The 11,833-nt window shown below is 76.3% G+C and carries 11 protein-coding genes and 1 pseudogene; 3 read left to right on the top strand and 9 right to left on the bottom strand.

What is annotated here, in order from left to right:
- Window positions 1-98: 98 nt before the first annotated feature.
- The 8 genes from ACIQI7_RS36865 to ACIQI7_RS36830 all read right to left on the bottom strand — a co-directional run bounded on the left by ACIQI7_RS36865 (window position 99) and on the right by ACIQI7_RS36830 (window position 8,152).
- Window positions 99-452 (bottom strand): DUF2516 family protein, encoded by a 354-nt coding sequence (locus ACIQI7_RS36865; RefSeq protein WP_401118674.1) that lies wholly within the window; start codon window positions 450-452, stop codon window positions 99-101.
- Between the two features lie 117 nt (window positions 453-569).
- A complete protein-coding gene (locus ACIQI7_RS36860) occupies window positions 570-1,085 on the bottom strand; it encodes a hypothetical protein (RefSeq protein ID WP_401118672.1) in 516 nt (171 codons plus the stop codon).
- A gap of 2 nt (window positions 1,086-1,087) precedes the next feature.
- Window positions 1,088-1,495 carry a helix-turn-helix domain-containing protein gene (locus ACIQI7_RS36855; protein WP_387752766.1) on the bottom strand — a complete coding sequence of 136 codons (408 nt, stop codon included), beginning with the start codon at window positions 1,493-1,495 and terminating at the stop codon, window positions 1,088-1,090.
- A gap of 134 nt (window positions 1,496-1,629) precedes the next feature.
- On the bottom strand, window positions 1,630-2,433 hold the full coding sequence (locus tag ACIQI7_RS36850) for an alpha/beta fold hydrolase (RefSeq protein ID WP_401118669.1): 804 nt from the start codon (window positions 2,431-2,433) through the stop codon (window positions 1,630-1,632).
- A 94-nt stretch (window positions 2,434-2,527) separates the two neighbouring features.
- Window positions 2,528-3,625: a MerR family transcriptional regulator gene (locus ACIQI7_RS36845; protein ID WP_401118667.1), complete on the bottom strand. Its 1,098-nt coding sequence runs from the start codon at window positions 3,623-3,625 to the stop codon at window positions 2,528-2,530.
- 34 nt (window positions 3,626-3,659) lie between these two features.
- On the bottom strand, window positions 3,660-4,580 hold the full coding sequence (gene sigJ / locus ACIQI7_RS36840; RefSeq protein ID WP_401118773.1) for an RNA polymerase sigma factor SigJ: 921 nt from the start codon (window positions 4,578-4,580) through the stop codon (window positions 3,660-3,662).
- 153 nt (window positions 4,581-4,733) lie between these two features.
- Window positions 4,734-4,934 carry a hypothetical protein gene (locus ACIQI7_RS36835; protein WP_401118664.1) on the bottom strand — a complete coding sequence of 67 codons (201 nt, stop codon included), beginning with the start codon at window positions 4,932-4,934 and terminating at the stop codon, window positions 4,734-4,736.
- On the bottom strand, window positions 4,931-8,152 hold the full coding sequence (locus ACIQI7_RS36830; protein ID WP_401118661.1) for an SNF2-related protein: 3,222 nt from the start codon (window positions 8,150-8,152) through the stop codon (window positions 4,931-4,933). Before ACIQI7_RS36830 ends, ACIQI7_RS36835 begins: the two co-directional genes overlap by 4 nt.
- A gap of 203 nt (window positions 8,153-8,355) precedes the next feature.
- Between ACIQI7_RS36830 and ACIQI7_RS36825 the strand changes: the two genes are divergently transcribed.
- Window positions 8,356-8,970, top strand: coding sequence for a YceI family protein (locus tag ACIQI7_RS36825; RefSeq protein WP_401118657.1), 615 nt, complete (start codon window positions 8,356-8,358; stop codon window positions 8,968-8,970).
- 78 nt (window positions 8,971-9,048) lie between these two features.
- Here the strand turns inward: ACIQI7_RS36825 and ACIQI7_RS36820 are convergent, their stop codons facing one another.
- Window positions 9,049-10,023, bottom strand: coding sequence for a LysR family transcriptional regulator (locus ACIQI7_RS36820; protein WP_401118654.1), 975 nt, complete (start codon window positions 10,021-10,023; stop codon window positions 9,049-9,051).
- Window positions 10,024-10,137: 114 nt separating this feature from the next.
- Here ACIQI7_RS36820 and ACIQI7_RS36815 point away from each other — a divergent pair, with 114 nt between their 5' ends.
- On the top strand, window positions 10,138-11,556 hold the full coding sequence (locus ACIQI7_RS36815) for an MFS transporter (protein ID WP_401118652.1): 1,419 nt from the start codon (window positions 10,138-10,140) through the stop codon (window positions 11,554-11,556).
- Window positions 11,557-11,565: 9 nt separating this feature from the next.
- Window positions 11,566-11,833 (top strand): annotated as a pseudogene (locus ACIQI7_RS36810) (hypothetical protein); the annotation flags it as partial.

The raw sequence follows: 11,833 nt of genomic DNA, 5'->3' as shown, positions 1-11,833 counted from the left end.
GACGGTCGGCCAGGCGGCGGAGCATGCGGCGGCGGAGCAGGCGACGGCCCGGGCGGGTGAACTCCCCGCCCGGGCCGTCGCGTTGTCCGGTGCCGTGCCTACCAGGGGCCGTACGGCCCGGTGTTGCTCCGGCCGCCCTGCCCGCCACCGCCGCCGGTCAGCGCCCGGATCGCCGGGCGGACGTCCACCACGTAGACGATCGAGGCGACCAGACCGGCCAGGGTGCCGATGCCGGTGAAGAAGTTCACCCCGAACAGGAGGTCCCAGCCGAAGGAGACCGCCAGGATCGCCACCCAGAAGCCCTTGGTCTTCTTGTCGGCCGCCCGGTAGGCGTCCTCCCGGCGGGTGGCCGCGTCGACCAGGGCGAACAGCTTGTAGGCGAGGATGGCGACGGTCGCCCACCAGACCGGGTTCAGGTAGGAAAAGGCCAGAATCTGAAACACTCCGACCATTTCGATCTCCTCTGCTCTCGACTCCGGCGCTGCGACCGCCGTCCATCCTGGCACGACGACCGTCCGCGACGGGGTCAACGTCCCACGGTCACCTGTCGTGCCCCACGGGGCGCGAGGTCACTCCGCGGCGTCGGCGGCGTTCTTGCGGGCCCGGGCGGACTTCTTCGGCGCGGGCTCGGCGCCGCCGTCCGCCACCGGCTCGGCCTCGACCCGCTCCACGACCACCTCGGGCCGCTCGGGCTCCTCCGACGCGCCCGGGCGGGCCTTGTCCACCACGACCTTGCCGCGCTCGGCCAGCTCGTCGTACGTCTCCCTGGCCTTCACCGCCAGCTCGACCGCGCGGGCCACCTGCTGCAGCGCGAAGCCCTGGGCCCGCTCCTGCAGGGCCTTGAAGTCGGTCGGCAGGGTGGTGACGGTCTCGGCGACCTTGGCCTGCGCCCCGGTCAGCAGCGACTGCGCCTCGTGGAGCGTGGCCGTGGCCTTCTCCTGCGCGCCCTTGCGGTCCGCCGCCAGCGCCTCGACCCGGCCCGGCACCTCGCGCAGCTTCTCGTACGCGAGGTCCCCGGCGCCGGCCAGGGCGTACAGCGGGGTCGGGTCGCTGAGGGTCTTCTTGATCTCGTCGGTGATGGGCATGGTTACCGGTCCTCCCGGTGGGTGTTCTGGGTGGCTGGGCCGTCGGTCGGCGCGGTGGGGGCCGAGGCGGCGTTCTCCTTGAGGAAGGCGTCGTAGACCGCGAGCAGCGCCTGCTTCTGCTGCTCGTTGATCAGCGGATCGGCCAGGATCGAGGCCCGCAGTTCCAGGCCCTCGCCCCGCCGCTCCTCCAGGATCCCGGCCTGGACGTACAGCGTCTCCGCCGAGATCCGCAGCGCCTTGGCGATCTGCTGGAGGATCTCCGCGCTCGGCTTGCGCAGCCCGCGCTCGATCTGGCTGAGGTACGGGTTGGACACGCCGGCGGCCTCCGCCAGCTGGCGCAGCGAGTACTGGGCGTTGCGGCGCTGCTCGCGGATGTACTCGCCCAGCGAGCCGACGTTCAGTGAGGCCATGCGGACAGCCTGCAGCACCCTGCTTGCAAATGCAAGCAGGGTGCTAGCGAGAGCAAACGCGCCGGGCGCGAGGCGGCCCGGGCGCCAGGTGGGAAGGCGGGAACGGCGCCGGGAGGCGAGCGCGGGCGGGCCGGTCAGGCGAGGTGGGCGAGGAGGAGTGCGGTGAGCCGTTCGGGGGTGCGCAGCGGGAGGTAGTGGTCGGCGTCCGGGACGAGGTGGCCGCGGGCGCCGGGGATGTCGGCGGCGAGCCGCTCGGCGATCGCCGCGATCTCCGGGTGGTCGCGGCCGCCGTGGACGACCAGGGTGGGGGCGGTGACGGTGCCGAGGAGCGGCTCGGCCGCCCGGGCCGGGGCGCCCGCGAGGTGGTGCTCGCTGACGATCCGACGGGCCGCGTTCTCCTGGACCATCGCCGCGATCAGCTCGCCGCCCGGCGCGCCGGCCCCCATCGCGGCCCAGACCGAGAGCTCCAGCTCGGCCAGCGCGGCCGCGTCGCCGCGCCGCCGGGCCTCGGCGTAGGCGGCGGTCTCCGGGGACGGCGGCCAGTCGTGGCCGCTGACCGAGGCGCCGACCAGGCCGAGCGCGGTGACCCGGCCGGGGTGGGCGAGGGCGAAGTCCAGCGCGGTCTCCCCGCCCATGCTCAGACCGACCAGGGCGGCGCTGCGCAGACCGGCGTGGTCCAGCACGGCGCCCAGGTCCGCGACGTCGTCGAAGGCCCGCTCCGGCGCGCTGGAACGGCCGAGGCCGCGCGCGTCGTAGCGGATCACGTCGTGGTGCCGGGAGAGCGCCGGGGCGACGGCGTCCCACAGCCGGGAGTCCATGCCGGAGCCGTGCAGCAGCACCACCGGGCTGCCGGTGCCGCGGCGCTCCGCCCACAGCCGCCCGCCGCCGGGCGCGGGGACGTGGAGCTCGGCGGCGGGGGGATCGGTGTGCGGGCTCATGCGGTGATCCTTCCAGAGTCCCTCCGGCTTCCTTCCGGATCCCCGCCGGCGTCCCGCCGGACCCCGCCGCCGGACGGCTCCGCCGGTCAGCCGGTCAGCCGGACTCGGGCAGCCGGATCGGCATCAGGACGGAGAAGGTGCCCGCCCGCCCGGGGCTGCGGACGGCCAGCGGGGCGATCGGGCCGCCGAGTTCGAGGAGCAGCTGCCCGGGCCGCCCGGCGTCGAGGGCGTCGAGCAGGAAGTCCCGGTTGACGGCCAGTCGGTAGCCCTCCGGGGCCGGGTCGTCGGCGACGGCCAGCCGGCCGTCCCCGCCCAGGGTCAGGACGGTGACCTCGCAGTCGGCGCCGCCCGGGCCGGAGGGCAGGGTGCGGGTGGCGCCGCTCTCCACGGCGGCGCGCAGGTCGGCGGCGGACAGGGCGATCCGGTGCTCGGGCTCCAGCCGGGCGACGGCCCGGTGGTCGGGGTAGTCGCAGTCGAGCGCGGCGCCCTCGATCCGGTGCTCCCCGGCCTCGGCCCGGACCAGTCCGCCACCGAGGGTGAGCGCCACCTCGGCCGCCCCCGCGCCGAGCAGCGCGCGCAGCGCGTCCACCAGCGCGATGGGGACGACCGTGCCGGCCACCGGCCCCTCGGGCGAGTCATCCGTGGCGGGCACCGCGGCGAAGGCCATCCGGTAGCGGTCGGTGGCGACCAGGCGCAGCACCGGACCGTCCGGTTCGAAGAGCACGCCGGCGAGCGAGGGCAGCTCCGGGTCCCCGCAGACCGCGAAGCGGACCGCGTCCAAAGCGGCCGCGAGGCCGTCGGCCGGGACGGTGAACCGGAGTCCGGCGGGGGTGGTGGTCATCGGCTGCTCCCTCTGGTCGATCATCGCGTGGATCAGGGAGAGCTCGCGGCGGGCGTCGGCGAGGCCGTCCTCCAGCCGGCGCAGGTGCGCGTCGAGCACCTGCCGGGCCTCGCCGCCGCCGGGTCGGGCGCCGAGCACGGCGCGGATGCCGGCCAGCGGCAGGCCGACCCGGCGCAGCCGGGCCAGCAGCCGGGCGTCGGCGAGCTGGCCGGGCCGGTACCAGCGGTAGCCGGTCTGCGGATCGACCCAGGCGGGCGTGAGCACCTCGGCGCCGTCGTAGTAGCGCAGGGTGCCGACGCCCAGTCCGCTGGCGCGGGCCAGTTCGCCGATGCTGTGCAGCTCGCTCTCCATGCCGGTGACTCTGCGGGCTCGACCTGGTCGAGGGTCAAGCCGGGCCGGGCCGGCCGGGGCCGTCACCGGGGGCGGGGGCGGGGGCGGGGCCGGGAGCGGGGGCGGGGCCGGGGGCGGAGCCCAGGCCGGCCAGGTGGGCCAGCTTGTGCGGGTTGCGGACGCTGCGGATCCCGGAGATCCGCACGGCGCCGTCGGGCTGCTCGGCGACCTCGAACACCGAGACGGAGTCGACCGCTCCGTCCACGGTGACCAGCACGCCGGGCTCGCCGTTGACCAGGACCGGACGGGCGCCGGCCCCCTCGCCGAGCCGCTGGAGCACCCCGAGGATGAAGCGGGCGACGCTCTCGGCGCCGGTGACCGGGCGCAGCGCGGCCCGGATCACCCCGCCGCCGTCCGTCCAGCTGACGACGTCGGGGGCGAGCAGGTCCAGCATCCGGTTGAGGTCGCCGCCGACGCAGGCCGCCAGGAACTCGTCGGTGGCCCGGCGGCGCAGCTCGGGCGGGGCGTCGTAGCGCGGCCGGCGGGCACGCACGTGCGCCCGGGCCCGGCTGCCGACCTGGCGGCAGGCCGCCTCGGTGCGGTCCAGGGCCCCGGCGATCTCCTGGTAGGAAAAGCCGAAGGCCTCCTTGAGCACGAACACCGCCCGCTCCAGCGGGGACAGGCTCTCCAGCACCACCAGCAGGGCGACCGAGACGGTCTCGGCCCGCTCGACGCCGTCGGTCGCGTCCGGCTCGGTGACCAGCGGCTCGGGCAGCCAGGGGCCGACGTAGGACTCGCGGCGGACGGCGGCCGAGTCCAGCTTGTTGAGCGCGAGGTTGGTGACCGTACGGGCCAGGAAGCCGCCGGGACTGGCGACCGGACCGGTGACGCCGCTCCAGCGCAGCCAGGTGTCCTGGACCAGGTCCTCGGCGTCGGCGACGCTGCCGAGCATCCGGTAGGCGATGCCGAAGACCATCCGCCGGTGCTGCTCGAAGGCCGCCAGCCGGGGATCCGCCGGCCGGGTACCGCCGGCCGGTCCGGGGTCTCCTGTCGGCCCGGTCACGCGGGCCGGCCCGGTGTCGTGGGTGTCGGTCACCCGCGCGACGCTACCGCACGGTAGCCGCCGCGCTCAGCCCCGGAACGCCTCGTAGGCGGGGGCGAGCAGGACGGCGAGGTCGCGGCCGTGCACGGTGATGCCGGAACGGCCGAGGCGGCGCAGCGAGGGCTCGTCGGGGCCGTCCTCCTCCTCGGTGGGGACGGGACGCAGGGTGAAGTCGCCGCGCCAGTAGGCGGCGACGTTGACCACGGGCGGTCGGGGGTCGTCGGTCACGCGTCCTCCTCGGCCACGGCGTCCTCCCGGGTGAGGGCGACCAGTTCGCGCAGTGCCCCGGCCGAGAGGTCGGTGAGCCAGTGCTCGCCCTCCCCCACCACCGCCTCGGCCAACGACCTCTTGGCGGCGAGGAGTTCGTCGATCCGCTCCTCGACGGTGCCGACGCAGACCAGCCGGCGGACCTGGACGTCCCGGCGCTGGCCGATCCGGAAGGCGCGGTCGGTGGCCTGCTCCTCGACCGCCGGGTTCCACCAGCGGTCCAGGTGGATCACCTGGTTGGCGGCGGTCAGGTTGAGGCCCGTGCCGCCGGCCCGCAGCGAGAGCAGGAACACCCGTGGCCCGTCCGGGGACTGGAAGCGCTCGACCAGTTCCTCGCGGTGCGCCCGGGAGACCCCGCCGTGCAGGTGGAGCACCTCCTCGCCGAGCCGGCGCTCCAGGTACGGGCGGAGCATCGTGCCGAACTCGGCGTACTGGGTGAAGACCAGCGTGCGGTCGCCCTCGGCCAGCGCCTCCTCCAGCAGTTCGGCCAGCCGGGCGACCTTGCCCGAGCGGCCGCCCACCGCCGAGCCGTCGTGCAGCAGTTGGGCCGGGTGGTTGCAGACCTGCTTGAGCTTGCCGATCGCGGCCAGCACCGTGCCGCGCCGCTCCACGCCCCGGATGCCCTCGACCCGCCGCAGCAGGTCGGCGACCACGGCCTGGTAGAGGCCGGCCTGCTCGGCGGTGAGGTTGCACCAGACGGTCATCTCCTGCTTGGCGGGCAGCTCGGCCGCCACCGCCGGGTCGGACTTGAGCCGGCGCAGCACGAAGGGGGCGGTGCGGCGCCGGAGTTCGGCGGTGCGCTCGGGGCTGCGGTGCAGTTCGACCGGGATCGCGTAGCGCTCCTTGAAGCGCTCGGCCGGGCCGAGCAGGCCGGGGTTGGCGAAGTCCAGGACGGCGTGCAGTTCGGCGAGCCGGTTCTCCACCGGGGTGCCGGTCAGCGCGATCCGGTGCCGGGTGACGGGCAGCGCGCGGATCGCCCGGGACTGCGCGGTGCCGGTGTTCTTGATGTGCTGGGCCTCGTCGGCGACCACCCGGCGCCAGCGGATCGCGCGCAGGGCGGCGAGGTCGCGCTGGACCAGCCCGTAGGTGGTGATGACCAGGTCCACGCCCCGTACGGCCTCGGCGAGCCGCTCGGCGCCGAGGCGGCCGGCGCCGTGGTGGACGTACCGCCGCAGGCCGGGGGCGAAGCGCTCGGCCTCGCGCTGCCAGTTGCCGACCAGGGACATCGGGCAGACCAGCAGGGTGGGGGCGGCGGCCTCGGGCCGCTCGGCGGCCTTCCCACGGGCCTGCTGCGCGGCGGCCGTCGTGGACGCCTTCGCAGCGGCCTGCCCGGAGGCCTGCTCGGCGGCCTTCTCGGAGGCGAGCAGGGCGAGGGTCTGGACGGTCTTGCCGAGGCCCATGTCGTCCGCCAGCACGGCGCCGAGGCCGAGCCCGGACATGGTCCACAGCCAGGCCAGTCCGCGCTCCTGGTACGGGCGCAGCACCGCCCGGAAGTCCGGCGGCGGCTCCGGTGCCGGGGCTGCGCCGGCCCGCCCGGCGAGCAGTTCGCCGAGCGGGCCGTCCGCGCGCACCGAGGTGACCGGCAGCCCGGCGACCGTCGCGTCCGGGTCGAGGGCGAGCCGCAGCAGCTCCGGGGCGGCGAGCACGCCGTCGCGCCGGTCGGCGAGGAAGGCGAGCGCGGCGGCGATCTGGGCCGGATCGGCCTCCAGCCAGGTGCCTCGCACCCGGACCAACCCCTGCTTGGCGGCGGCGAGTTCGGCCAGTTCCCGCTCGCTGAGCGGGTCCCCGTCCGGGCCGAGCGCAGCCTGCCAGCGGAACGCGACCACGGCGTCCCGGTCCACCTGGCTGCTGACCGCGAGCGAGCCGGGCGCGGGCGGGGTGGTGGCGCGCAGGGCGAGCCCGAGCCGGGGGCGGCGGCGCCACCAGGCGGGCAGCAGCACCCCGAAGCCGCCCTCGGCGAGGGCGGGCGCGGCGGTGCGCAGGAAGTCCAGCGCGCCGGCCCGGTCGAGCGGCAGGGCGGACGGGCGGGCACGGTGGCGCAGCCCGTCCAGGGCGGGCCAGCGGTGGGCGGCGCGGGCGAGTTCGGCGACCAGGACGTCGACCGGGTCGGCCGTCCTGCGGGCCAGCGCGGCGTGGGCGGCGCCGCCCTCGTGCAGGTCGGCGGCGCGGACCAGCAGGGAGGGCTCGTCCACGGCCTGGAGCAGGAACTCCAGCTGCCAGGCGTCGTCGGAGGGGCGGCCCTCGGGGTCGTCCTGGTCGGGGCCGAGCGGCTCGACCAGGCGGAAGCAGAGCCGCACCGCCGGGTCGACGGGCTCGGCGGCGGCGTACCAGGCGCCGAGCCGGCGGCGCAGTTCGGCGACCTCCCCGGGCGGGCCGCCGTCGAACCCGCCGTCGGGGGTGCCGAGGGCGTGCAGCCAGCGTTCGGCGACGGCCCCGGCCGCGCCGGGCGGTGGGAAGGGCGTGTCCGCCAGTGCGGCGCGGGCCTCGGCGTCCACCAGGGCGCCCAGGGCGGCACCCAGCAGCGCGTCGCCGCCGCCGGGCCCGTGCGGCCACTCCCCCAGCAGGACGGGCGGGCAGCCCGCGGCCAGGGCGGCGGCCTCGCGGCGCCCTGCGGGGGTGAGGTCGGGCCGCCACCGGGCCCGCGGGCGGCCGTCGGCGGCCCCGACCGGCAGCGGCAGCACCCGGCCGCGGCCGACCGTCCGCCAGGCGAGGTCGTGCACGCCGGTGAGCCAGCGCAGCGAGGGGCCGTGGACCACCTCGACCCGCCCGGCAGCGGGCAGGTCGGTGCCGGTGACGGCCCAGACCGGGTCGAAGACCTCGCCGAGCAGCTGGGCGGCGGCCCCGGTGTCGAAGAGCAGCGCCGGCACCCGCCAGGGGGCGAGGACGGCGCCGCCGCGCGGCGGGGTGACCGGCAGGTCGGGAGAGGGGGCGGGGACGGTGCCGACGGTGGGCAGCAGGAGGGTGGCCCAGCGCTCGGAGGCCTGCCCGGCGAGCCAGCCGAGGCCCGGGCCGATGCCGCCGAGCACGGCGGACAGTTCGCCGGCCGGGCAGGCGTAGGGATGGGCGCGCGGGGCGGGCCGGTCGAGGGGCCGCTCGGTGGCGCCGGGGTGGGCGCGGGCGTCCTCGGCCCAGAGCGCCAGCTGCCCGTCCGCCCGCCAGAGCGCGTGCAGGACGAACATCGGAGGCCTTCCGGGCGGGGTGGAACCGTTCCTCACAGGGGTGGAACCGTTCCTCGCAGCCTAACCGGGAGGGCCGACAGGGCCGGTCCGCTGAGCCGTCCGAGGGAAGCCGCCACGCATGGTTGAAAGTTGAACGAAGTTGTCCTACGCTGGAGCCAACAAGTTGAAGCCTAAACAACCGGCTTCGAACCAAGGAGGAAGCCATGGGCCTGTTCAACCGCACCAAGACCGTCACCGCCCCCGCCGCGACCACCGTCCAGACCCCGGCCGGCCCGGACCTCGCCCACCTGACCGGCGACTGGACGATCGACAGCACGCACAGCGAGATCGGCTTCTCGGTCCGCCACGCGATGGTCACCAACGTCAAGGGCCGCTTCACCGAGTACGACGGCAGGCTGCACCTGGACGGGTCCCACCCCGGCAACTCCTCGGCCGAGCTGGTGATCAAGGTCGGCAGCGTCGACACCAACCAGGCCCAGCGCGACGAGCACCTGCGCACCGGCGACTTCTTCGCCGTCGAGACCCACCCGGAGATCCACTTCCGCAGCACCTCCGCCCAGCTGCTCGGCGGCGACTCGTACCGGATGACCGGCGACCTCACCATCAAGGGCACCACCCGCCCGGTCGTGCTGGACCTGGAGTACACCGGCAGCGCCACCGACGCGTACGGCGCCGAGCGGGTCGGCTTCGAGGGCAAGGCCGTCGTCGACCGCACCGAGTTCGGGCTGACCTACAACGCGGCCCTGGAGACCGGCGGCGTCCTGATCGGCGAGAAGGTCAAGCTCAGCTTCGACATCTCCGCCGTCAAGGCGGCCTGAGCCGACCTCCCCCTGAGCACCGCCCCTGCCCTTCCCCCCGGGGCAGGGGCGGTTTCCTTCCCTCCCGCGGCGGGGCGGCTACGGCAGCAGCGCGGCGTCCGCCGCGGGCAGCCAGCTGCCCGCCGGGCGGCGCAGCCAGCCCTCGGCCGCGCCGAGCGCGCCCGCCGCGGCGGCCAGCGCCCGCAGCCCCGGGTGACGCTCGCCGGGCCGGTGCACCAGGCTGACCAGGCTCAGCGGCACCGGCTCCACCAGCGGCACGTGAACCGTCCCCGGGATCCGCGGGCCGCCGACCGTGGTCAGCATCGGATCGCCGTGCCGGACGAGGTAGCGGGCGGTCTCGTCCACGCCCACCGGCGGCACGTACGGCGCGGCCGCCGTCAGGCCGTGCTCGCGCAGCAGCCGGGTGCCCAGGTCGGTCCACTCGGTGGTGGCCGGGTTGCCCGCGCAGACGTCCACCGGGTGCCCGGCCAGCTCGGCCACCCGCAGCACCGGGCGGTCGGCCAGCGGGTGGGTGTCCGCCATCATCACCGAGACCCGCTCCAACCGCACCGGCAGCTGGACGAGCCGGCCGCGCACCGGGGCCGGCAGCCCGGCGAAGCGGCCGAAGGAGGCGTCCAGCCGGTGGGCCAGCAGTTCGGCGGCGGCCGCGGCCAGTCCGCCGTGGAAGCGGGCCAGCAGTTCGCCCTCCGGCCAGGCGGCGCGGGCCCGTTCGAGCACCCGGTCGGCGGTGAGGTCCGGGCCGCTGACGTCGCTGTTGAGGTCGAGCAGCAGCGGTCGGCCGGCGGCCCCGGTCAGCGCCCCGGCGAGGATCTCGTCGTGCAGGGCTCGGAACCGGCGCGCCCGGGGCAGCAACCGCTCTCCGGCCGGGGTGAGTTCGACGCTGCGGGTGGTGCGGGTGAACAGCGCCTCGCCGAGCAGCCCCTCCAGCGCCCGGACGTCCCGGCTGAGCGCCTGCTGGGCGATGTGCAGCCGCTCGGCGGCCCGGCCGAAGTGCAGGGTCTCGGCGGTCGCGACGAAGCCGCGGAGCAGACGGGGGTGCAGGTCACGGGGCATGGGCGGAAGATTAACAACAGCGTGTTGTGAGTGCGGCGGAACAGGTGTTGGACGGCCGCCCGCCGCCGGCGCCAGGCTGGGTGCACACCCCTTCCCCCTGCTCACAGGAGCCCGATGCCCCCGCGCGCACTCCTCACCTCCTACCGGCGGCTGTTCGCGGCCCCCGGCGCCGCCGCCTTCACCCTGGCCGGGCTGCTCGGCCGGCTGGCGCTGTCGATGAACGGCGTCGCACTGGTGGTGCTGCTCTCCGAGCGGCGCGGCTCCTACGGGCTGGCCGGCGCGGTCTCGGCGGCCGGGCTGGTCGCCGGCGCCGTCGGAATGCCGCTGATCGGACGGCTGGTGGACCGTTACGGGCAGGCGCGGGTGACGGTACCGGCCGCGCTGTACAACGCCGTTCCGCTGACCGGACTGCTGCTCTGCGTCCGGCTCGGAGCACCCGACTGGACGCTCCCGCTCTGCGCCGCGGCCTGCTCGGCGGCCCCCAACCTCGGCGGCATGGCCCGCTCCCGCTGGGCCCACCTGTACCGGGACGACCCGGCCGCCCGGCACCTGGCCAACTCCTTCGAACAGGCGCTGGACGAACTCTGCTTCATGGCCGGGCCGGTCCTCGCGATGCTGCTCTGCACCACGCTCGCGCCGGAGGCCGGGCTGATCACCGCCGGCACCCTCGGCACCGCCGGCGCCCTGCTGTTCGCCGCCCAGCGGCGCACCGAACCCCCGCTGCCCGCCGCCCCGGCGCAGGGGCGGGAGGCGGCCGGCCGACGGCACGGCTCCCCGCTGCGGGTGCCCGGACTGCGGGTGCTGGTGCTGACCTTCCTGGCGACCGGCATGGTCTTCGGCGCCACCGAGATCACCACCGTGGCGTACGCCGACGCGCTCGGCCACAAGGCCTCGGCCGGCCTGCTGCTGGCCCTGGTCGCGGCCGGTTCCTGCGTGGCGGGACTGCTGTTCGGGCTGCTGACCCCCCGCCGGGCACCGGGTGCGCGCTTCCTGCTCGGCGCCACGGCGATGGCCGCGGTGCTGCTGCTGCCGCTCGCCGCCGGGCTGGGCGGGGCCGGGCTGGGGCTGCTCGGAGTGACGCTGTTCGCGGCCGGCACCGCCACCGCTCCGACCATGGTGACCGGGATGACGCTGGTCCAGGAGCTGCTGCCGCAGCGGCAGTTCAACGAGGGGATGGCGATGGCGGTGTCCGGCATCGTGGTCGGCATCTCGGCCGGGGCGGCGCTCGCCGGGACGGTCGCCGAGCAGGCCGCGCCGGGCACCGGCTACGCCCTGCCCGCCGTGGCCGCCGGGGCCGCGCTGCTGATCGCGCTGGCGGGACGGCGGCACCTGACGGTGCGCGAGGCGCCGGCCACGGACGGCGCGGCGGGCACGGCGGGCACGGCGGTGGGCGAGACGGTCGACGGCGGCCGGGGCACGGCGCTGGACTGCGGCCTGAGCGGGACGGCGGACGGGGGCCGGAGCGGGGCGGTCGACGGCGGCCGGGGCGGGGCGGCGGAAAATGCCGAGCCGATTGTCAGTGGCACCCTCTAACGTCGAGGCATGGGGGAAATCACCTACGTCCGAGGCGATGCCACCACGCCCCAGGGCAAGGGCGTGAAGGTGATCGCGCACGTCTGCAACGACCTCGGCGGCTGGGGCAAGGGCTTCGTGCTCGCGCTCTCCAGACGCTGGCCCGAGCCCGAGGCGGCGTACCGACCCGGGTCTGTCTTCGGACTCCCGTCGTTCGCCCGGAGGGCGGGCGGGGCGGCGTTGGGGTGCGTGCATCGCAAGGCGGAGGAGGGAGCCACTGCGGAGCATTGGCGACCGA

Source organism: Kitasatospora sp. NPDC092039 (assembly GCF_044756065.1).
Lineage (GTDB): Bacteria > Actinomycetota > Actinomycetes > Streptomycetales > Streptomycetaceae > Kitasatospora.
The sequence above is the reverse complement of the archived record's forward strand: the minus strand, read 5'-3'. Positions and strand labels throughout refer to the sequence as shown.

Excerpts from the sequence above, each read along its gene's own strand:
- ACIQI7_RS36815 (WP_401118652.1), top strand. The coding sequence starts at position 10,138 with ATGCCCCCGCGCGCACTCCTCACCTCCTACCGGCGGCTGTTCGCGGCC.
- ACIQI7_RS36865 (WP_401118674.1), bottom strand. The coding sequence starts at position 452 with ATGGTCGGAGTGTTTCAGATTCTGGCCTTTTCCTACCTGAACCCGGTC.
- ACIQI7_RS36845 (WP_401118667.1), bottom strand. The coding sequence starts at position 3,625 with ATGGAGAGCGAGCTGCACAGCATCGGCGAACTGGCCCGCGCCAGCGGA.
- ACIQI7_RS36860 (WP_401118672.1), bottom strand. The coding sequence starts at position 1,085 with ATGCCCATCACCGACGAGATCAAGAAGACCCTCAGCGACCCGACCCCG.
- ACIQI7_RS36825 (WP_401118657.1), top strand. The coding sequence starts at position 8,356 with ATGGGCCTGTTCAACCGCACCAAGACCGTCACCGCCCCCGCCGCGACC.
- ACIQI7_RS36850 (WP_401118669.1), bottom strand. The coding sequence starts at position 2,433 with ATGAGCCCGCACACCGATCCCCCCGCCGCCGAGCTCCACGTCCCCGCG.
- ACIQI7_RS36820 (WP_401118654.1), bottom strand. The coding sequence starts at position 10,023 with ATGCCCCGTGACCTGCACCCCCGTCTGCTCCGCGGCTTCGTCGCGACC.
- ACIQI7_RS36830 (WP_401118661.1), bottom strand. The coding sequence starts at position 8,152 with ATGTTCGTCCTGCACGCGCTCTGGCGGGCGGACGGGCAGCTGGCGCTC.
- sigJ (WP_401118773.1), bottom strand. The coding sequence starts at position 4,580 with ATGGTCTTCGGCATCGCCTACCGGATGCTCGGCAGCGTCGCCGACGCC.
- ACIQI7_RS36855 (WP_387752766.1), bottom strand. The coding sequence starts at position 1,495 with ATGGCCTCACTGAACGTCGGCTCGCTGGGCGAGTACATCCGCGAGCAG.